This is a genomic window from Bacillus sp. Medicinal_06 (assembly GCF_056711665.1).
Window position 1 is genome coordinate 398,890 of sequence record NZ_JBWYHD010000001.1, and the last position, 20,019, is coordinate 418,908.

Below are 20,019 nucleotides of genomic sequence, written 5' to 3' on the forward strand. Positions count from 1 at the left end.
TCTTTTTTCCACAATATACATATTATCATATTTGAGATTCATTTATTAATAGGAAGATGAGTATTTTTACCTTTTACTTTACAGTCTATAACAAAGAACCTTTTGCAATCCCGATGTAGATACTGTTTATTTCAAACAAAATTTTCTTTTACATCTTCTATTCTTATTTAATCGGTTTCTCTGTTTTCAAAACAAATGAACTTAATGCAGGAACCTTCATCTTATTATCATGAGAAACATACAGTACTTTACTTCCTGCACGTTCACCATCTACTAGTACTTTCCAAGGGCCTTTTGATGGAAGAGTTATTTCTACCGCTTCTCTATTCGCATTGTGAGCTACAACGAAATATTCGTTTTTATTACCATTTGTTTTGCCATCTATTGTATACGCTACAACATTTTTTGGCGCATCCATGAACGTTATATGTTTTTTAATTTGTTCAGCAATTGTCATACGAAAAGCTGAATACTTGTTACGCAGCTCTATTAAGCCTTTCATATACTCTACTTCTTTATCAAATGCCACGCGGCGCACCCAATCCATCTGGTTAATCGAATCAGGAGATTTGTAGCTATTATGGTCACCATATTTTGTACGCATGAACTCTTGCCCTGCATGCAAGAATGAAACCCCTTGCGATGTCAATATGATAGAAGAAGACAACTTGTGCATTTGTTTACGTACTTCTTCACTGTCGCCAGGATTCGTCAAAGCAAGTTTATCCCATAATGTATGGTTATCATGTGCTTCAACATACGTTAGAACTTGCTCAGGATCCTGATAAGTAGCCACCTTTTTATCATAGTCGATACCAGCCGTAATTCCTTTTTTCATGCGCTCTTCCATGTTTTGCATTCCGTTCACAAAACCATTATCCTGATCCCCAAATACGCTTCCTTTCAATCCATCACGTATATCATCATTAAAATGAGCGATTCCGTTCATTTTCTCCGCATTTTTTTGATTTGCTTTTAAATCAGATGCTAGAGGAGTATTTAAATCCCATCCTTCTCCATGAAGAATAATAGAAGGATCAATTTGATGAACCGCTTTACGGATCGCATTCATTGTTTCGACATCATGAATACCCATCAAATCAAAACGGAATCCATCTAAATTATACTCTTTCGTCCAATACACGACGGAATCTATCATAAATTTCCTCATCATCTTTCGTTCAGAGGCCGTATCATTCCCTACACCTGTTCCATTTGCGAGTGAGCCATCCTCATTGTAACGATAATAATACCCTGGAACTAACTTGTGAAAATTAGATTCAGCCGCATTATACATATGATTATATACAACGTCCATTACAACGCGAAGTTTATTATCATGTAGTGTTTGAATCATCTGCTTTAATTCAGTAATTCGAACAGTCGGCTCATAAGGATTTGTAGAATAGGAGCCTTCTGGTACATTGTAATTTTCCGGATCATATCCCCAGTTATATTGTGGTTCATTTAATTTTTCTTCATTTACTGAAGCATAATCAAATATCGGTAAAAACTGGACATGAGTAACACCGAGATCTTTAATATGATCAAGACCTGTTTTTACGCCACCTGGTCCTCTCGTTCCTTTTTCCGTAACACCAAGATATTTTCCTTTTTGTTTAATACCACTTTCAGATTGAATGGAAAGATCACGGACTTGCAACTCATAAATAATAGCATCTTCCGGATTTTTAAATTTCGGCTTTTTATTCCCCTTCCAATTTTTCGGATTCGTTTCTTTTAAATCAACGACTGCACCTTTATCACCGTTAACAGAAGCAGCACGCACATATGGATCAACGGCCTCAGTCCATTTGTTTCCAACCTTCACCTTATATGTATAAAATAGGCCTTTTTGATCACCTGTAAGTTTTGCAGTCCAAGTTCCTTTTTCAGCTTGATCCATGCTTATTTCAGTACCTTTTTCATCATTCCATTTTTTGTAAGCGACCAACTTTGCCTCGCTCGCAGTGGGAGCCCATAAACGAAACTTGGTTTCCCTCGGTGTATATATATTCCCTAGATCATTACCATCATAATAAAATAAATGATCAAATTCCTCGCTACGAATCACTTTACCAATTTCAGTATGAGCTTCAACCGAATTTCCCATTTTAATTTTGTATGTTTGTTTTACATCAAGATTCTTTTCTGTACTGATTTTGACCTTATTGGTAATATCTCCATTCTTCGTATCATATGGACTAACTTTCTCAATGTTAACGCCCTCAACTTCAATTTTTTGCTCCTTAATATTGAACGGAGCATTGGTAGTTACAGTAATCTCATTGAAGCTATCAACAGTGGCCTTCTGAATAGAAAGTTCAGAAGAAGGCTTTGAATCATATACTTTATCATCGCCAGAAAGAACCCATACTTCAGCACGGCCATCCTTAATATTTTCGATCCAACGATCCTCACCGTCTTTTTCCCAGTCATTCGTACGCACGATAAATCCAACGCGATTATAATCACCATCTATTTTCACCTTAGCATACTTACCAAACTCATCTTCCCCAGTAAATTCATAGGACCTACCACTCGCATTTTCAGTCCACATCCAAAGATTCCAGTCTTTTGTATTTCCAGCCTTCTCCTTATAATGAACGATAATTTCAGTTGTTTTCATATTTGATTCTGCTTGTGTACTCTGAAAAGAAAAACCAGATAATAGCAAAGCAATTACAGTAAGTAATAAAAACGTCTTGTTTATTATATTTTTTGTCATATACACTCCATCCACCCTTTCTAAAAATATTACGAACCATTCATTTTGAATAACTCTGCATAGATTAATCTAGAAATTGCTTTTATAACACCTCCATATGGAATTTTACTTATTTATTTCAATGATCTTTTAATAGAAAAATCAAAGATAGAAAGGAATAAGAAAATAACGAAAACGTTTGCATTAAACATCAAAAAAAAGACTTACTTATTCCTTGTTATATCTCTAAACATCAAAAGATCACGGAAAACATTTTTAAGAAAACGTTTGTTATCGCTTTCAATTTTATAGTATGAACTATAAAAAGGTCAATATATTATTAATTTTCTGTTTTTATACCGTACACATATTTCAAGAAATAAATCTATTGTACTAAATATACCTATAAGCGCTACAGTATTTTCACCTGTCCGTCCAATATAAATCCCTACCCTATAATATCATTCCGAAATTATAATAAATCCTACAATATTTCAAAGCAACAATTTGATCAGACGTTGAGATATGGTGACTTTGTTTCTTAGTTAATTTCTGCATTTAACATCATTCACCAATCATATAAAGTAAAGAGGATTACCGATTATAGTTAATAACGATGAAAATGGAATCTCTTATTCATTTTTTGATAGATAAGAGAAAGGAGAGAGTTTACAAATGACTATAGTGAAGAATGGAACATTGCAAGTGCCTGGAGCGAGCATCTACTACGACGTTCGCGGAAAAGGACCTGTACTTCTAATGATTCATGGCGGTGGTGGTGACGCTGATAAATTTCTTAAAGTCGCTGACCATCTTGCTGATTGGTATACAGTTGTTACCTACGACCGTCGGGGTCATTCCCGCAGTCATCTTACCAATCAAACTGAGGATTACCGCGTAGAAACACATAGTGACGACGCACACCGTCTGCTAGCTAAACTGACCGATGAACCGGCATACGTATTTGGAAGTAGCTCCGGTGCTGTTATCGGACTCGACCTATGTATACGCCATCCGGCGCAGGTAAAGCTACTAATCCCTCACGAACCCGTCTTATTGCAACTTTTATTCGGTGATGAGCAGATGCAGGCTAGAAAATTCATGGAAGACCTTAAGAAAAATCATCAAAATGAAGTCATAAAGTTATTATCAAATGTAGGAGCGGACACTAGCAATCAAAAACAACCGAAAGATGGGCAAACAGAGCGGATGCTTAGTAATTCAACGTATTTCGTTCAGTATGAAATCCCAGGAATTCTTGGTTATTCACTAGATATCGATGCTTTGAAAACCACATTAAAATCTTCATCAATGCAGGTGCTTCCAGCCGGGGGAATTGATTCACGGGATTTTTTCGCTTACCGCTGCGCAGTCGCATTATCCGAACAACTAGGAACAGAAATCGTGGAGTTTTCAGGGCATCATGGAGGCTATAACACAAGTCATTATAAAGAGTTTACTGAAAAGTTGCACGAGATTTGTTGTTTACATTCATAAAGACAAATAAAAACTAGCAAAATGAAATTTGCTAGTTTTTATTTGTTTTGGGACTACTATTCATCGAAATCATCCCCAAATATTACATTATCAATTGCTTCCCTGTCTTTTGCAACTCCTTCTATTGTCCCAATTAAGTTTCTTACCATCTCAAGTGTAATCCATTCTCCATCTTCATAAACTTTTATACTTGCTCCCATTGAAAGTAATTCCTCAGCAAATTTCACTAACGATTTCAATTAATCTGCATCACTATAGTTACATTCCATTACAGGTCGTTCTGTTTTCATATTTTGTTTGATTTCACTTATCGATTTAGATGTTTTCTTTCTAATCAAAGGAAGATATTTATTAGAATTCAAATCATGAAGCACTACTAGATTTACAGTAACCAAATCTACTTCCCTCCTTCAATTAAGATTCTATTATTCCATCATTTCAACCACTATGCTAACGTAAACCCATAAAAATATTTTTGCCCTCTTTCCCAATCTCTTTTCGAGATAGCATCTATATAAGCTACAAAATCTTTATAGTTATCATTACGAATTATCGTATGATAATCAGCAGGTACTTTCTCTCCTGTCCAAATTGATAATAAGGATGGCATCAACTCCATTTTTAATGGTTCTTCATGATTTGCTGCTCTTATTACTCTTTCAAACAGTTTTTTTGTTAAATCTCCAGGAAACACCGGACTCTGATAGAAATAATATTTTTCCATATCACAGTTTTTCGTGTAATTAAGATAAAATTCCCCAATCTCTTCTACACTTGCTTCTTCTCCAATCACCTCTTGATAGTTTATAAAAAAGTCAATAGAATCTCTTATGATCATCGACGTATCTGTTATTTCATCCTACTTTTCAAGTAACACTAATAAATACGGAATAATCTCCATTAATTATTTAACATAAAACAATCATATATTATGATGTTCATAATTTTAATACTTCTTAATTTTTTTATATTACAAATACTCTAGAATATTGGTTTAGCATAGAGTTTAATTATTAAATAGCTACAAATACTGATTGTACAATAAAAAGAAACGCTCAACTTGAAAAAAGGTTGATCAAAATGAGCGCTTTATATTTCAGTTACATATAAGTTTTTATAACGTTACTTTGATACACTATACAGTTCCTTTTTTAGATAGCCTTCACCATATTTATATTTGTAATTTCATAACCTAACTGTTCATATAACCTACGTGCAACTTTGTTATGTCCAAAAACATGAAGACCAATTTTATTCATTCCTAATTCTTTAGCAATAATTTCAATTTCTTTCATTGCTTGCTTACCATACCCTTGTCCTTGGTGTGGCTTATAGATTATAAAATCAAAAATATAGCCTTGATCTGGATTTGTAGTTGATGTTTTTGCAATCCAAATCATTCCGACTAGTTGTTGGTCTTGAAAAATAGAGTATAGGTAATTCAGCTCAGATTTCTCATCTTTAGGTAAAAGTCTAGAAAATTCTTTTTTAGATAGATTCATTGCTTCATCTTCACTCCAGTTTCCTGAAGTCACTTTGTTTTTCGCATAGTTCTCAATTGCACTAGAAATGTATAGTTGAAATTCTTCTCTATTCATCGGTCTTAATGTAATCACTTAATCCCCTCCTACTTTAACGTGATTGAGCTAGTTTATATAAACAACAAGTCCTCTTTCAATAAAAAATCATTTTTCTCTATTCTGTGATACCCTAAATCTGTTAATGAAACTTTATTATCTGCTACTCTCTTAAAACAAATACTTCTTCCCGGTTATAATCAATCATCTTTAAAAAGTACTCTTCGAAATTTTCAAATCGATCTATTTCCTCTCCAGCAAACCAAACGACCGCTCCAGGCGTAGAAGAATTTGGCAAACATAATGTAAATAAATCTCTGTCAAATTCAGTGACTGCGATTGGCAGTAATTGATTTCTAAAAACACCACTTTCCTTTAAGATATCTTCCTCAATTGCATTTAATAATTTCTCTGCATAATGCATTGTTGTTTTAAGTTGTTCTGTCCCAAATAAATCAACTGTTTGATAAAACCCTTTCCAGCCATTCGCATATTTCAGAAAATTTCTATACTTTTGATTAAGTTTGTATCCTATTTTTTTCTCAACAAGGCAGATCTCTGCCTCATTTGCTCCAACCTCCGGAAAGTGATGTGGCCATATTTGCTCCACATCCTGTTTCACCGCTACCATTGCCGATATATGAACCTTCCAGTTTATCATCGTTTAAATCCCCTTTTATAACCAAAAATATTGTATAGCATAATGAATATCAATTGTAAAATCCGTATTCTAGATAGACTCTATATGTATACTACTTATCATTCACTAGACAACTTTGCCGATTATTGTTTTGGTGAATAGCAACCTAAGATTTATTAATGAAGCATGTCTAGAAACTGTTGAAAAGTATCTGTAACATGATAAACTACTGGCTCAAGCTCAGCAGAATTTTCATGATCCCACACACAAACTGTAGGACTATTTCTTGATTCGCGAAAATCTAAACATAAAACATCACCAGCAAACAAAACAGCAATTGGCAATAAAGCTACTCCTAGTAAATCCCCATCATCTGTAAGCCTTTCATCAAATCGAGACCATATTACATCAATATCAAACATGCCACTTTCAATATGTTCTGGAGCTTCAAGGATACATAAGAACCGAATAACTGCGTAACTATGATTATTACAAATAAAAGAGTTCTCTTCTGGAAGCCCACCATTATGCAGTTTTATAAAATTCTTATAATCTAGCGGTAATTCAACTCTCCAAGCCTTTTCTTTCTTAAATATTAAGTCTTCAGAAGGTAACGGAAAAATCACTGAATCTTTTTTTATTCTCATTAAAAATACGCCTTTATCTTCTGAGTTTTAATCCCACCACTTTTCCTCATCAGAAACCCATATATTTTTCTGTAAGTCAAATGATTGATTAGCATCATGAAAACCACAATAGGCGGGGAATTTTATACTTCCTCCATCTGCTTTATTCCAGCAATCAACAAACCATTCCACGATGATTTTTTCCTCATCTGCCGATATGATCTCATCGTTTTCTTCATAAAACTCCCAGAACTCGTCTGATTGATCATCAGAAAGGTTATAGTATGATATACGTTCGAGTAATTCATGACTTCCTGCAAAAACACTACTATCATTTCCTTCATAAAAAACTTCACCTGCTTCTCTATTCATAGAAAACATCATGATAGAAAGATCAAATGATCCAATAAAAATCATAAAATCTAGCAACTCTATTTTAATGTAATAATTAAAACTACGAATTTTTCTTATATTTTTAATCAACCTTTCTGAATTTTTTTCAAGATTTTCTTTTACCGAGCTAATATATGTATCTTTTGTAAACAATTCATTCACCTCATGCTTTATTCAAATTTCAATATAAATTAAAACTCTTTATACATAATATAATTGAGTGCCTTCTTTTCTTCATCAATTTCATATTTTAAAAGAAAACGCTAAGCTATCTTTATATCACTCCACCCTATTCAAATCGCAACATCTTGATAGTCTACTTCGTTTACTTTTTCATTGATAAGAAGTTTTGTTTGTAATACTCTAAAATCGGTTACCAAAGGCTTTGTTGCACTTGTTCCGCCTAGACTCACGGCTTCCACCCTTCTTCCTGCAAGAACTTCTGTAATTCTTCCTCAGATGGTACATTCTTCTCCCACTCTTCACATTCCTTCAAAAACTCCTCCGTTTCATTAAGAAGAGACGGCTCTTTCTTTCGAAATTTCACTGCTGCTTCCTCTACTTCACTGAGCTTCGTATATCCTTTCCCATGCCAATCTCGTAAAATCCCCTTCACATAAGCAAGCATTCGCTTATTATTTTCATATGCAATCTGGAGTGCTTTTAATACGAGCTCTTCTGATAATTTCCCCATCCATTCACTTAATATTTCCACTGCATAAGATGACAAACTACCGAAGTTTTGTTCATAAAATGCGAATACATTGCTACCGGAATTTACTTCTTCCTTAACCTCTACTTCTTCTACTTTCTCCTCCCGCCCACAATCTTGAACAACTTCTTGCGTAATCACATCAGATGCTCCAATCGGCATTCCGAAATACTCTAGCAATAGCGGAATATTCAATTCTTCCTCTAGGCATCTTTGAATAAACATATGTACAAGCTCTATATTTTTCACAGTCTTTAATTCACGTAACACACACTTTTCTATATTCGTATTCGTAATAGGATTATAACGCAACCAATTTAGAACATATAATTCCTTCGTTTTCGCGTCATATAATATCTTTCCATACGTAACAAACCGCTGCAACAACTTCTCAACTGTTTCACGATTATACCCCGTTTCCATCTCTACCAAACGTAGTGGCAGTGGGTAAATTCCGCATTGTCTCGTCTTCGAACATGTTAACAAGTATATATAAAAGTAACGTTCCTCTGGCGTTAAATCTAGTACAAACTCATCTTGCCAAAAATTTATCTGTACACTCCGATATACTCCCATGTTTCTTCCTCCCGCCCTTTTAGTGATAAATATAGAGTTGGTGACTCCTTACTATATATAGGATTACAAGAAGGAATTTGGTGAATTTATTTTATATTTTTTTACTAATACGAGAATGTTACTTTTTTATTTTCTTGTAGTTGTTTTTTTGTAATTCTTTTTGTTCTTGTAGTTGTTTTTCTTTTATTTATTTAATTGATTTATTACTTGATAGTGGTTTATAAGAGGCTTGGAATGGGCTTATATGGGGCTTCTTTTATTACATGCATGGGTTTGTCATCTGCTGAAGAACTTATAATATGATCACTTCTTTATGAGCGACTAAATCATAAAGAAGTGACTAAAAATACGTCTTGTCCGAAGCTAAATCATATATGTAGCATTTCAGCTTTTACAACTTGAATATATTCCTGCAACTTACAAAATGCTTCTGTCAATTTGCTTGTTTCTTCTTTATGAAGAAAGCGGGCCTTGTTTCTCTCTTCTTCTATAATAAGCAACTGCGCGGCAGCATAGGAAAGACCGTACTTTTCGCATTCTCGTTTTATATCATGGAACAAAGAAAGTGGTATACTCCCCGCTCCTGAAATAAGCATCTCATCTAGAAGTTGTTCTAATTCATCGATTATTTGTACTAACTTTATCATAGAACGTTTCTCCTTCATTGAGTGTAATATTTATAATTTCACCTGCTTCTGTATACAAGATGACAGGTGTAACAACGAGCTTTGTTCCTTCTTGATAAGAATGGACTAGCATTTTCTTTACATGTAACGAGTCCAAATATATTTTTACAATTCGAATCATCCGCTCATTTTCTGGTCGTTCCATCATTTGCATTTGCAATACTTTACCATTCTTATCGATAAGAGGTAGGATCCATTTTTGTTCTTGCTTCTGAAATTCCCATTCTCCTATTTCAGCAACTTCGATACAAAAGACTCCTTGTTTATTTGCCTCTAACCTGTTCTCTTTTACTTTTTTTAGTAGTTCTTCCCATGAGGTTAAAAAGAGAGATTTCCACTCTGCCACATTTGTTTTTCCTTCCACTTCTCCTACTGTCTGTGAGCTAGATGACAATTGAAAATCAGCGTTAAGTTTTGCCTGCTTCAACCCGAAAGATGAACGAGATAGTTCGTATCCTTTCCCTGCAATCGCCCATGGTGCTTGCCTTTCATGGAGTTCTTCAGGAGTTGTGCTACTCCCTTCATAAAACATAGGGCGCGACTGCGTGTATGTGATCCACTTTTCCTGTTCTCGGTTATAGAAATAATACGTCACACCAACATAACGGGACTTCGTTTGCCAGCCGGATGCACCAAAAGCATGCAAAGTAAGTGGTGGAACTTCATAATATTCCGAACGAAACGGACTCTCTTGCAGATGGTGGCGCCCTAGCAACAAAATGTATTCATAAATCGCGGACAGCGTTTGCCGATAGGATGCCATTTGAAAAGATGCATGTTTCATCCGGTATAGCCTAATATCGGCCCCAAGCTTACGAAATAAATTTTCTAGCTTTGCTAGTTTCAAAGAACGGGCTTTTACAGAAAGTTGTTCTATTTCATAGATTGTATTTTCAGTAAGCCGCGTTAATCCAAAGTGAACAACTTGCTCAATCATCTCTTTGAAAATAGATAGCTTATCCGTCGCAATGATAAGAGGTTGCATCTGTTTCGTTTCATGCGAAATTCCTTTCTCTTTTTGATACCAGTATACCGCTTCTGCCTTATGCCGGCATATTCCCTCTGCTTTACACGTACAGATCGCATCCGCTACCGATTCAGCTGTCAGAAAGCGAACCGTTATATTCTCTTCTGGGAAGGACGCAATTAAAGCACCCTCTTCTTCTAAAACAAACTTTTGCTGAAATGTTTCGCGGAACATTATTTCAGCCCACATTTTTTCGGAGACAATATTGCGAACGTCCACATTCAAAAGAGCAGAGAAATCAACTTTTATATTCTCTTCACCTTGGTACATCTTCTTTGCTTCTAATAGAGCCATAATGACATGCTTACAAATCGAACGGGCTTCACACGTGCAAGAGTAACTGCGTATATCACCCGTAAACGTTACAGTAATTCCATCACCAAGATGTATTTGCGCTGCCCCCTCTTCTACGTCCATTTTGACATTTGTTGCGGCAGCCAAATCCTTCATTGCTCTCTTATATGTTCCTTTGTTGGACATGGCGATTAAGTATGTTTCATCAATAGAGGAAAGAACATTTAAGAAATGATTGTTGCGATCCATTGTGCCAACCTCCCTGGTGTTAATGCTGCTACATGAGCACCGAGCGCCGCCATTTTTTTAGCTGCCTGTTTATCATAAAAAGGCTGTGCAGTCGGATCAAGAGAAGTAAGCACAATCAATTTTGCTCCTGATTCTACAATCTTCATCGCTTCTCTGTACATTTCATTGTAACTGCCACCTTCATATAAATCCGTTACAAGCACGACAATTGTTTTATGAGGCATCTCGATTTTATTCGTTGCGTAGCGCAGTGCCTGAGCAATATATGTTCCTCCCCCAAGCTGTACACTCATAAGTGTTTCCACCGGGTCATCAATACGATCCGTTAAATCAACAACAGCTGTATCAAAGATGAACAAATCTGTCTTAATCGTCGGTAAGCTTGCAAAAATGCCAGCCATAACTGCACTATGAATAACAGAATCAATCATACTTCCACTCTCGTCTACTGCGAGAATCACACGCCATGGGCTAACATACTTCGTCGCAGCATAGAAGTACGGTTTTTCAATATGTATGGTGTTTGTTTCCTTGTCAAAATGCTTCAAGTTCTTTCGAATCGTTTTCTTAAAATCAAAGTTGCGCATCGTGCGCACGCGACTAGAGCGATTTCGATCCGGTCTACCGCTTAAAGCATGCTTCACTTCTTGCTCTAAATTACGACGTAACTCCTCGGCAACTTTCGCTACAATACGCTTAGCTGTATCCAATACATCCGGTTTTACATAATCTTTAAATTGTAAAATGCATTTTAATAAATTCATATTCGGCTCCATTTTTTCAAGCGTTTGTTTCTCTTGTAATAGAGCCGTTAATTCATACTTCTCTAGCGCATGATTTTCCATAATTTCAATTGTTTCTTGCGGAAATAACTCCCGCACTTTCGAAACCCAAGTAGGCATTGTTAACTGAGAGGGATCCAGCGACCCGCCACGTTCCTCTCCGCGTTCCCGTTCGTATAAAAATTCCAGCACCTCATCCATTTCTCTGTATGCACGGTTTTCTTCCTGAAATGTAATTTGGTCATCCGCATATTTTCCAAGGACAAGACGCCAGCGATTTAAAGAAATGTTATTCTCCATCTTCTAGCCCCCGTCTCATTAAAATCTCACGTGCCTTCCGATCTAACTGCATTGCATACGCCAGCACATCTTCTGAAATCGCTTCTTCTTTTATCACTTCTTCTGTGGCACCATATAACCCGGCAACCTGTCTAGCAATCGTACCAACCTCAAGCGGCGTGAATTGGCTGAACAAGAGGCGTAAATGCGGCAACACTTGTAAAAATGTCTCTTCATCAAGTACTTCTAGAACATGGGACATTCCATCAAGCAGTGACTCGTTATATAAAAAGATATCTTTTGCGCCAGCAAACAAACCACTCAAAAATATCGGGGCTTGTTTTTGCATATCGCCACTTCCATAAAAATATCCTTCTGCCACTTGCATGACCTCATCGATTTTCCGCTTCCCTAAAGAAGTTAACAGCCCAAATACCGCTCCCTCTACTTGGCTTTCTCGTTTTTCCTTTTGCAAATAAAGCTCCAGCGCTTCAATAAATTGCTGGTCTGCAGGCTGCATTGTGTACAAATCGATAAGCTTTTCCGCAATAATTGCTGGTTCGCCTCCATCTAAAACAGAAAATAACGAAAGTGCTTTATGTCTAGCATGATTCGCTTGCTGATTTGCTTTTTCTATTTGTGATAAATAGTAAGCACAATCTGCCATTGAAGCAAAATCTCCATCCGCCTGTATTGCTTCATCTATAAACGGGTTGTACAAGGTGAAATCAGAAAATAAACCACTTAAGTAGGCTTCTAGCAATAAAAGGGCCACCTCTCCAGCCCGTCCCTTTGCCTTGTGCAGCTTTGCTCTTAGCATTTCCTGTGCGGCTTCCCTCACAGTTCCACCATACACAGATAAATCAATCAGAGCACTTTCCACTTGTGCTGAAAAACGATATTTCCAAGTTTCACGCATAAGATTGATGTTCTGCTTTCTCGCAAGATTAGGACCGCGCAACTTCTCACAAAACGGAACTCCTAAAAAAGTGAGGCAATGAAAGAATTGACTTAAACGCTGGTGTCGTTCTTTCTTATATATGTCAAGAATCGTCTCATGTGGTACAGTAGAACGCGCTGGAAGGCGAAATGAACGAACAGAAGCACGAAAATCATGTACGAGCGGCGGTACATCCGCTTCTTTTGACAATTTTCCGCGCTTTGTCCCTTGCAAACTCTTCTGAAGCACCGTTAAAGGCTTATCTACCGAGAATATCTCACCTTTCACGAATGTACTGCTCACTGCATCCATCAGTTCATACAATCCAGGTTGCATCTTTCCCCGAAGCAGTGCAAGTTCACGTATCATTCGCGCAGCCTCAATCTCATCTGCCATTGATATTCCTTCTGCCTTTAGCTGCCGAGCAATTCGTATCATAAATTGCTCAGCTACCGCTTCATCCCTGTTCTCCCAAATATGTTGGTAGAAAGCAGGTGCAGGCATACCACTCTCATAACCATGCGTCTGATCACTTTCCAAAAAGGAATACGGCATAAGATAGTTTTTTGCATATGTTTTAGACAATGGACTTTTGGGCAGTTTTTTCTGTTTTCCTTCCAATTCGAGAAGCCCTTTCACATGAAAGCCTCCAGTAATAACGAGCACCTTGTCATATACTTTACGTGCTTTTTCAATTTCCTTTGCCATATGTATCTCTCTGGCTGCGCATCCGTCTTCTATCAACATCTCCTGCGTGTAATCCACGCGCGTATAATAACAATAATGAAAGAGCTGACGGACAAACTCCTCGCTTGTCATATGAAAGCCTTGCAACTCAAAATATTTCTCCCAAAATTCATGAAAGTTTCGGCACCCCGTTTTTTCCGAAAGCATGCGAACGTATTGACTATGCTGAAAATATTGTTCGTCATACTTCCCATGCTCTTCCTCATTTTTCTCTAAAAATAAATATTCTTTATAAGGAAGATCAATAAATGAAACAGGAATGCTTTTTGCAGCTCCTTCCCGCAGCGCAACAAGTTCCGGTGAATAGTTGAGAAAGGGATAGTACGCACGGTACTTTCCACTCTCTCCTCTTTCAAGCACATCCGTTTTATCATCATAACTGCAATATATACAAATCGGAGCCTCACTTTCTGCACTCACAATATGCGGAATAAGAGGGTTGCAATCTATCGGTCCTTCTATAAGAATCGCATCCGGTTTATATAATGCAACGATTTTTTGTACATGAAAAGAGCACGCAGGACTATGATGGCGAATCGGCACATATACGACGTTGTGATCTAAATTGTAAGCTCTTTGAAACCATGCATTTACTTCAGCTGATTGCGAGCTTCGAAAAACGACTTCCATACCTCTCCTCCTACTTGCCCTCGCGCCCTAACGATGCTTGTAAAGTAACTGCGCAGCTTTTCTAAATCATCCTTGTTTTCTTTCGCAATTGTGCCCGACAAATACCGAACAAGTGCATCCATTTTCACTTGTCCGCTTCCATAATAGTACGCATCCATTGCACTTTGATAATATACAGATACGGCTTCTGCAGTACTCATTACAGAAGATGGCTGATCAATTCGTTTCCCTTCAGCAGTTACGCCTTCACGTAGTTCATGAAAAACAGTCGCTAACAGCTGAACAACCGCCCTATCCACTTCTGGCGTGATGCCCGACGCTCCTAATAACCGTGTTACTTGTGACTCTATTATTTTTGCTTCAAGCTTTACATCCTTAATTGGATGCACCGTTTCAAAATTAAAACGACGCTTCAATGCACTACTCATTTCATTCACACCGCGATCGCGCGTGTTGGCCGTGGCAATAATATTGAACCCAGGCTTTGCCGTAAGAATTCCTTGTTCTCCAAACTCCGGAATATTCAGCACCTTATCGCTCAGAACACTGATTAATGAATCCTGCACTTCCTGCGGGCAGCGCGTCAATTCTTCAAATCTAGTTAATATCCCTTGTTCCATCCCAACGAAGAGAGGCCCTGGCACAAGTGCCTCTCTTACAGGTCCTTTCGCAAGTAGAAGTGCATAGTTCCACGAATACTTAATCGTATCTTCCATCGTAGCAGCTGTTCCTTGAACAGTGTTGCGACTATTTCTGCATATTGCGGCAGAAAGTAGCTCACTCAGCATCGTCTTTGCTGTTCCTGGCTCTCCAATTAACATAAGCCCGCGATTCCCTGCTAATGTAACAATCGCACGTTCCACAAGCGCATCATTCCCATAAAACTTACGACTAATCTCCGCTTCTTTTCCTTCCCAAAGAAGCGGTTCCTCTTGTCCGATAATAAACGTACGAACGGCACGCGGTGACAATCGCCAGTTAGGTGGTTTGGGAAACGAATCATTCGCTTCTAACGCATTCAATTCTATTTCATATAATTCTTCCATTAATGGTTTAATAGACTGCATATGTCATTTCCTTTCTTATCGCTTACTGCGCCAGTTTTCATCACGGCCAAGGTTCGATTCTGTTGCCCGTTTTATATCATATAAAATTTCACTGAAAAAGCGTTCCGATACTTGTTTTGGTAAAACGCGTCTCTCATGATCAATTTCGTCGTAATCATATGAACCGCGGCTCACCGTTCCTGCTTTGTAAAATTGAATTTCAAATACGCACACATCCTCCTCGCCTTCATATCCAACCGGTGTCCCTTCAAACGCAAGCTCCGCTCCTAATCCAGCGCGAGTATCTTCTTTATAGAATGTATAATATACACCGGCATCTTGAACTGATCCACGACTCCATCCGTACTTCGTCATCTTACCAAACAGTGAACGGCCATTGATCTGAGTACCAGCAAACCTCTCCACAGTAACTTCCTCATTTTCCTCAACCTGAAATACTTCACGGTCAATTTGCGGAAATGGCTGAGTCACCTCATAATCATCTAGCTGTTCCTTCCATAATTCCCGTTCCTCTTCGGACAATTCTAGTGGATGAATTAAACCAATAACGGTATCTGGTGTAAGCTCATGCTCTTCTTCATCAATTGTATTAAACGTGCCATCCTCCATATAACGGAACATCGCAAGCAACTTTCCTTTCTTATATTCACCCCAAATAAGCGAGATAGCAAATTGCTGCATAATTGGATTTTCCACAAACAGAGACTGCCATGTATGTTGTGACCAATAGCGATTAAGAGAAAGCGCTGTTTCAAGACGCTGCGTTTGCATCGTAATCATAGTCCGGAGCTGTTTCTTTATAGAGGATAACTCCGCCTTAGCCTCCTCTGCTTTTTCCGCATCATCTTTTGCATTTGGTTTCGAAAGCGACTTCAGTCGTTTTCCTTCTTCCGTCTTTAACTCAATCTTCAAATTTGGAGTTAAATAAGCAATAAACGTTCTATTGCCATAATCAATTGTTTTTTCACCGCGTTTATTAAAACCAAGGTCTGGAACAAGCTGATCTTCTAATTCTTCTTCTGTTATACCACGCGTTTTAGCAGCGAGACTCAGCGCTTCTTTCGCAGCATTACGCACTTGCTTATGTTTATACTTAAATGCCATCGCATGAATAGACATAAGCCCAATGTGCGACTTAGACAACGCTAGCGCCTGAACGGCCGCAGCAGCAATAGCTCCGCGCATACCAAGTGCCCACTCATCAATCTGCTTTTTAAGCTGCATCACCATCTCATCATCACTGTAAATGCCATACAGCGAAAGAATGCCGCGTTTCTTCGATTCCGCACCTTGAGAAATCCAAAGTTGGTAAATTGCTTGTATATTTTCTTTCAAGTCTTGTTCGTTAAGAGCGGCGCTTATCACTTCTGCCACTTCCTTCTTCTCAATAACAGAATCTGATACGTACTGCTGGAAATATGCAAGAGGAATCATTGCATCTGCAATTGCTTCAGAATCACGAAGGCGAATTTGTGGTTCAAACCCGAGCCACTGCACAAGTGCATTCCTTTTTTGCGGCGTTAAAATACGCGCGCAAAGCGCTTCAATATTACCTGATGCTCCTTCTAAGTCCCCCTCATCAAGCAATGGAGCAAATTTCTCCATCAAAGAAGCATTTTTCTTTTCTTGTAATGCTTCCTGTACAAGTTTTGTATATTTGTCAGTTTTATAATATAAAAGTGTTTGCATTACATGTTCGCGTACAACTTTCTTTCTATGATTTAATTCCTTTGCTACATCCTCTGCAGCTTCTATATCTTTTGTAAGAAGTTCAACTGCAGCGGTACGTACTTTTTTAGAAGAATCCCCAAGGCTTTGAATGAGAAGATCACGCGTCTGAACGGCGTTATCCTTTGCCAACTCATCCAAAATAAAAATTCGTTCATCTGCAGAATACTCCGCGAATTTCTCTGTTACATATGTCCGTTCTTTTACAAACAAACGAACGAGTGCCTCCGTCGCCTTATCTCGCTTCTCACTATGCCCGAAAGCTTGTTCAATAGAATAAGAAACGAGTTTCTCCATCGATAAACCGTAGGAAAGCAGATCTTCTAGCACCTGTTCTGGTGAGTTCTCCATCGCAGCATACCGCTGCAGAAGTTCGTATAAACTATAGTGATAGCTGTAATTTCTCCCAAGTTGAAGCGTAAGAGCTGCTTCTCTCTTTGCCGCTTCCTCTATATCCCAAAGTAATGCAATTTCTAAAACCGGCATTCTCCAGTAATTATTTCTAAACTTCGAACTTTCGAACCATCGCTTCATATCCTCAAATGATACATTTCCTAATAAATAGTTACGATATGTACCACGTATGTCAGATGATTTCGTTTGAAGGACAACCGTTAAAAACTCTTCACGTACTCTATTTTTATGTAGCTCGTACCCTTTTTCCGCTAAAAGCATTGATACAAAAAGGTAATGACTTTGCCTTAAATATTGCAGTGTACGTTGTACAAATTCTGATTGTTCTTCCACCATTTGAAGCAACAATTGGTATTCATATACGCGATCAAAATCAACAACACCTAACTGATGCTGTGCAAGGCGATATGCGAAAAATCTTTCCTCTAGAATACCGAATTGCTCACACAAATCTCGGGTTGTTTCATATAATTGTGCATAAAAACTTTTTGTTTTTTTGTAATTTCCAGACTGTTCAAGAGTATGGCTGACATGCGAAATTGCATAATTCATAAAATTTTTAACAGAGCATTTCACTAACAATTCCATATATCTTCTTGCAACATCCGAATGCGTATACAAACGAAAAATTTGCTGCCAAGTAAAATCAGGTAAAGACCCACCAGCAAACACCTTACTAACAGATTCACCTCGAACGTACCTTTTGGCTGCTTCAACCTTCTCTTCTGCTCCGCTTAACCTCAATATATACTCCGCTTGCTCTTGCAATTCATCTTCCAGTAAAGAACGATAAGGTAGAAATCTCTCATAATCTGCATCTAACATAACTAGAAGTAAAAGTAATTTTTGTTGTCCTGTTATAACTTGTAACTGCTCTTCTATATACCTCGGATTCTCCCTTATTAATTCTCTAAGAAAAACATCCGCTTCATTTACAGAACGCGAAAGATTCGTTAAATATTTACAAGCAAATGCTACAAGTCTATCAAATGAAAGATCGCTTTTTTCGAAATAAACCTTTATATCTGGAAAACTCATATATGAAAAGCGCACGAGAAGAACATTCAACAGTTGATCCTCAAGCAAATGATAGAATAACCGAAAATAACCTGAATCTTGCTTATACGTTTTCCTAAAATCATTCATAAACTGCCAAGCAAAATCACTACGCTTATTTTCGCGAATCGTCGTTTGTTCTATATGTTTTAAAACTTCTTCATCCCTCGTCTGCAAGTAACGTAACGCTAATTCTTCTTGTTCCCCTGTCATATTAAGGTGTTGAAACAACTGAAATGTACTGACTGCCATCCTCTCTGCCTCCCTGTTCATCACTACAACTTGTAGGTAGTTACATCATATAATTATGATAACACTCATTTTTGCATATATCTGAAATTTCCGTTTTGAAAATACGGAATATATTTACATTATTAGTATATCATACCACTCCAAAAACGAACATACGTTTCTTTTAAAACTTTATATTTACTTAAAACAATTATTGAAGATTTGGTTTAGAGATAAAGTGAAACTTTAATCAGCAGGGATTTTCTTCATCCCTCACTAATTACTAGCTCTCACCAATCGGGCTTTTACGGACAATTTATCTCCCGCCTAACTTCTTTGCTTTCGTCGAATTTCGAGGTGGGTATATTACTACTTCCCCGTTAATACGGGGTAAACAAAGTAAGTAATGAATGTTTTCATGATATGATATATAAATACCAATTTTTGAGAAAGTCAATTGAAGCCTCAATTGACAAGTACCAACTAATATATTTGAAAGAAAAGTTATTGGTGGTGTTTGCAAATGTATAAAAGTTGTGCCAAGACATGAAAAAGCATTACCGGTAGATTGTTAGAAAATGGAGGAATCGTATGAGAAGATATGATATTTATGAATCAAAGAGAAAAGTAGTTGGATTATTTTTTTTGACTTTGGTAATTGAAGTGATGTTTCTCTTTTTTGTTATGTATGCATTTTCATCTGAGGAGCCTAATTTCATAGTTGGATTTTTATTTGGAGCTCTTGCATTCGTTGTACTAATTGCGCTTTGGAAATTTATCCAAAAAATGATTACGAAAAAACCAGCTATCATTTTAGAGCAAGAATACATTACAATTATTAACAACCCAAAATATCCTGTAAAAATTGCTTTGGAGGATGTATACGGTGTTTTACCTTATGCAATCCAAGGGCAAAAGTATTTAGGAATTGTGATGGAAGATGATGTTGAAGATCGATATATCGCCTCTATACCTTCAAAAGGACAACGGCTGTATCGAGTTAATAAACGTGCTGGATTTATACCATTTAATATTCATATGAATTTATTGAAAATCGATGGAGAAGCATTACTTGAGAAGTTAGATGAGTATGATATAAGCTTTTTAATTCCTGAAGATGAAGCGCAATAATATAACGAAAGAATTAATTTAGGTATAAGG

The 20,019-nt window shown here is 37.3% G+C and carries 18 protein-coding genes; 2 read left to right on the plus strand and 16 right to left on the minus strand.

Annotated features, from left to right (window positions below; all coding sequences use genetic code 11):
* Positions 1–163: 163 nt before the first annotated feature.
* Entirely contained in the window at positions 164–2,728 is a 2,565-nt protein-coding gene (gene pulA / locus AC1M36_RS02110; RefSeq protein WP_479845552.1) for a type I pullulanase, read from the minus strand.
* A 654-nt stretch (positions 2,729–3,382) separates the two neighbouring features.
* Here pulA and AC1M36_RS02115 point away from each other — a divergent pair.
* On the plus strand, positions 3,383–4,204 hold the full coding sequence (locus AC1M36_RS02115) for an alpha/beta fold hydrolase (protein WP_479845553.1): 822 nt from the start codon (positions 3,383–3,385) through the stop codon (positions 4,202–4,204).
* Positions 4,205–4,260: 56 nt separating this feature from the next.
* On the opposite strand, the gene AC1M36_RS02120 is transcribed toward AC1M36_RS02115, so the two are convergent.
* The 15 genes from AC1M36_RS02120 to AC1M36_RS02190 all read right to left on the minus strand — a co-directional run bounded on the left by AC1M36_RS02120 (position 4,261) and on the right by AC1M36_RS02190 (position 18,879).
* Complete coding sequence (locus tag AC1M36_RS02120) at positions 4,261–4,443, minus strand: hypothetical protein (RefSeq protein WP_336452305.1); 183 nt, start codon at positions 4,441–4,443, stop codon at positions 4,261–4,263.
* Positions 4,444–4,599, minus strand: a complete 156-nt coding sequence (locus AC1M36_RS02125) for a hypothetical protein (protein ID WP_479845554.1) — start codon at positions 4,597–4,599, stop codon at positions 4,444–4,446.
* A gap of 50 nt (positions 4,600–4,649) precedes the next feature.
* On the minus strand, positions 4,650–5,057 hold the full coding sequence (gene imm47, locus AC1M36_RS02130) for an Imm47 family immunity protein (RefSeq protein WP_479845603.1): 408 nt from the start codon (positions 5,055–5,057) through the stop codon (positions 4,650–4,652).
* A gap of 298 nt (positions 5,058–5,355) precedes the next feature.
* Positions 5,356–5,820, minus strand: a complete 465-nt coding sequence (locus AC1M36_RS02135) for a GNAT family N-acetyltransferase (RefSeq protein WP_336452306.1) — start codon at positions 5,818–5,820, stop codon at positions 5,356–5,358.
* Between the two features lie 124 nt (positions 5,821–5,944).
* On the minus strand, positions 5,945–6,442 hold the full coding sequence (locus AC1M36_RS02140) for an SMI1/KNR4 family protein (protein ID WP_336452307.1): 498 nt from the start codon (positions 6,440–6,442) through the stop codon (positions 5,945–5,947).
* A gap of 155 nt (positions 6,443–6,597) precedes the next feature.
* Positions 6,598–7,068, minus strand: a complete 471-nt coding sequence (locus AC1M36_RS02145; RefSeq protein ID WP_336452308.1) for an SMI1/KNR4 family protein — start codon at positions 7,066–7,068, stop codon at positions 6,598–6,600.
* Positions 7,069–7,095: 27 nt separating this feature from the next.
* Positions 7,096–7,602: a hypothetical protein gene (locus AC1M36_RS02150; RefSeq protein WP_336452309.1), complete on the minus strand. Its 507-nt coding sequence runs from the start codon at positions 7,600–7,602 to the stop codon at positions 7,096–7,098.
* Positions 7,603–7,733: 131 nt separating this feature from the next.
* Positions 7,734–7,862, minus strand: a complete 129-nt coding sequence (locus AC1M36_RS02155) for a hypothetical protein (RefSeq protein WP_479845555.1) — start codon at positions 7,860–7,862, stop codon at positions 7,734–7,736.
* Positions 7,850–8,728 carry a DnaD domain-containing protein gene (locus AC1M36_RS02160; protein ID WP_479845556.1) on the minus strand — a complete coding sequence of 293 codons (879 nt, stop codon included), beginning with the start codon at positions 8,726–8,728 and terminating at the stop codon, positions 7,850–7,852. Before AC1M36_RS02160 ends, AC1M36_RS02155 begins: the two co-directional genes overlap by 13 nt.
* A 368-nt stretch (positions 8,729–9,096) precedes the next feature.
* The gene (locus AC1M36_RS02165; protein ID WP_336452311.1) at positions 9,097–9,375 is read right to left on the minus strand and encodes a hypothetical protein; all 279 of its coding nucleotides are present in this window, start codon (positions 9,373–9,375) and stop codon (positions 9,097–9,099) included.
* On the minus strand, positions 9,347–10,984 hold the full coding sequence (locus AC1M36_RS02170) for an SWIM zinc finger family protein (RefSeq protein ID WP_479845557.1): 1,638 nt from the start codon (positions 10,982–10,984) through the stop codon (positions 9,347–9,349). Before AC1M36_RS02170 ends, AC1M36_RS02165 begins: the two co-directional genes overlap by 29 nt.
* On the minus strand, positions 10,960–12,066 hold the full coding sequence (locus AC1M36_RS02175) for a VWA domain-containing protein (protein ID WP_336452312.1): 1,107 nt from the start codon (positions 12,064–12,066) through the stop codon (positions 10,960–10,962). Before AC1M36_RS02175 ends, AC1M36_RS02170 begins: the two co-directional genes overlap by 25 nt.
* Positions 12,056–14,362: a DUF5682 family protein gene (locus tag AC1M36_RS02180; protein WP_336452313.1), complete on the minus strand. Its 2,307-nt coding sequence runs from the start codon at positions 14,360–14,362 to the stop codon at positions 12,056–12,058. Before AC1M36_RS02180 ends, AC1M36_RS02175 begins: the two co-directional genes overlap by 11 nt.
* Positions 14,323–15,429, minus strand: a complete 1,107-nt coding sequence (locus tag AC1M36_RS02185) for an ATP-binding protein (RefSeq protein WP_336452314.1) — start codon at positions 15,427–15,429, stop codon at positions 14,323–14,325. The genes AC1M36_RS02180 and AC1M36_RS02185 overlap by 40 nt, the downstream gene beginning before the upstream one ends.
* A gap of 15 nt (positions 15,430–15,444) precedes the next feature.
* Positions 15,445–18,879 carry a DUF4132 domain-containing protein gene (locus AC1M36_RS02190; RefSeq protein ID WP_336452315.1) on the minus strand — a complete coding sequence of 1,145 codons (3,435 nt, stop codon included), beginning with the start codon at positions 18,877–18,879 and terminating at the stop codon, positions 15,445–15,447.
* Between the two features lie 570 nt (positions 18,880–19,449).
* On the opposite strand from AC1M36_RS02190, the gene AC1M36_RS02195 reads away from it, so the two are divergent.
* Positions 19,450–19,989 carry an STM3941 family protein gene (locus AC1M36_RS02195; protein ID WP_336452316.1) on the plus strand — a complete coding sequence of 180 codons (540 nt, stop codon included), beginning with the start codon at positions 19,450–19,452 and terminating at the stop codon, positions 19,987–19,989.
* Positions 19,990–20,019 lie beyond the last annotated feature (30 nt).